This is a genomic window from Hydrogenophaga sp. (assembly GCF_030158645.1).
Classification (GTDB): domain Bacteria; phylum Pseudomonadota; class Gammaproteobacteria; order Burkholderiales; family Burkholderiaceae_C; genus Hydrogenophaga.
In genome coordinates this window covers 1-1,598 of the sequence record NZ_JAOASO010000112.1, presented here as the reverse complement: position 1 = coordinate 1,598, position 1,598 = coordinate 1, and the positions used below count along the sequence as shown (strand labels likewise).

Sequence of the window (1,598 nt, the reverse complement as noted above, 5' to 3'; positions counted from 1 at the left end):
TCGGGCAGCAGGTGGTGGAACTGGTAGACGAAGCCGAGGTGCCGGTTGCGCCACACGCCTTGCGCCTGCGCGTTCATGCCCATCAGGTCGCGGCCCATCAGCGTCACCTGCCCCTGCGTCGGCGCTTCGAGCCCGCCCATCAGATGCAGCAGCGTGCTCTTGCCCGATCCCGAGGCACCGACGATCGCCACCGTCTCGCCGGCCGCAATGTCGAGATCGACGCCCTGCAGCACAGGCACATCGAGATCGCCTTCGTGGAAGCGCTTGTGCAGCCCGACCGCGCGGATCACCGTGTTGGCCGCTGGTTCAAAAGACGCGACCGACTCACTCATAGCGCAGCGCCTCGGCCGGCTGCACGCGGCTCGCGCGCCAGCTCGGGTAGATCGTGGCCACGAAAGCCAGTGCCAGCGAAATCAGCACGATGGGCACGATGTCGCCACTTTGCGGATCGCTGGGCATGTGGCTGATCAGGTAGACGCTGCTGGGCAGGAAGCTGGTGTGCAGCGCGCGCTCGATCGCCGGCACGATGACATCGATGTTGTACGCCACGCTCAGGCCCAGCGCCATGCCGGCCAGCGTGCCCATCACGCCCGAGGCCGCGCCCTGCACCATGAAGATGCCCATGATCGAGCGCGGGCTCGCGCCCAGCGTGCGCAGGATCGCGATGTCGGCCTGCTTGTCGGTGACCGTCATCACCAGCGTGGACACCAGGTTGAAGGCGGCCACCGCGACGATCAGCGTCAGGATGATGAACATCAGCCGCTTCTCGATCTGCACCGCCTGGAACCAGTTGCGGTTGGTGCGCGTCCAGTCATTCACTCGCACCGTGGAGCCGAGGCGCACCTGGAGCTCATCACCCACCTCGCGCGCCTGTTGCGCATCCTTCAGGCGCAGCTGAACCCCGGTCGGGCCCGCAACGCGGAACAGCCGCGCGGCGTCGTCTACGTGCATCAACGCGAGGCCGCTGTCGTATTCGAAGTGGCCCGCATTGAAGGTGCCCACCAGCGTCAGCTGTTTGAGCCGCGGCACCACACCGGCCGGCGTGACCTGCCCGCCGGGCGCGACGATGGTCACCTTGTCGCCCACCTCCACACCCAGACTGCGGGCCAGCTCGCCCCCGAGCACGATGCACCAGCAGCCGGGCACCAACGGGGCCAGCGTGGTGTCACGCAGCTGCGCCGCAAGATCGGTGACGGTGGCTTCCTCTGCGGGCGAGATGCCCCGCACGATGGCACCACGCATGTCATCACCACGCGCGATCAGCGCCTGCGCGGCAATGAACGGCGATGCGCCGATCACCTGGGGGTTCAAGCGAGCCTGTGCCGCGGTGGCCTGCCATTCCGACAAAGCCTCACCGCGCGACTGGTAGATCTCGACATGCGAGACCACCGAGAGCATCCGGTCACGCACCTCTTTCTGGAAGCCGTTCATCACCGACAGCACGATGATCAGCGCCGCCACGCCAAGCGCGATGCCCAGCATCGACACGCCCGAAATAAAGGAGATAAAGCCGTTGCGCCGACCGCTGCGCCCCGCGCGGGTGTAGCGCCAGCCAATCTGGAGTTCGTAGGGGATTTGCATTGCGGGCGCATGCTACA

At 66.6% G+C, this 1,598-nt stretch carries 2 protein-coding genes; both read right to left on the bottom strand.

What is annotated here, in order from left to right; genetic code table 11:
- A partial coding sequence (locus Q1W68_RS12685) for an ATP-binding cassette domain-containing protein (RefSeq protein ID WP_300716893.1) occupies positions 1-332 on the bottom strand: 332 nt, incomplete at its 3' end.
- Positions 325-1,581 (bottom strand): lipoprotein-releasing ABC transporter permease subunit, encoded by a 1,257-nt coding sequence (locus Q1W68_RS12680; protein WP_300716892.1) that lies wholly within the window; start codon positions 1,579-1,581, stop codon positions 325-327. The genes Q1W68_RS12685 and Q1W68_RS12680, both read right to left, overlap by 8 nt.
- Positions 1,582-1,598 lie beyond the last annotated feature (17 nt).

What these genes read in the sequence shown, in the direction of transcription:
- Q1W68_RS12680 (WP_300716892.1), bottom strand. Translation starts at nt 1,581, where the DNA reads ATGCAAATCCCCTACGAACTCCAGATTGGCTGGCGCTACACCCGCGCG.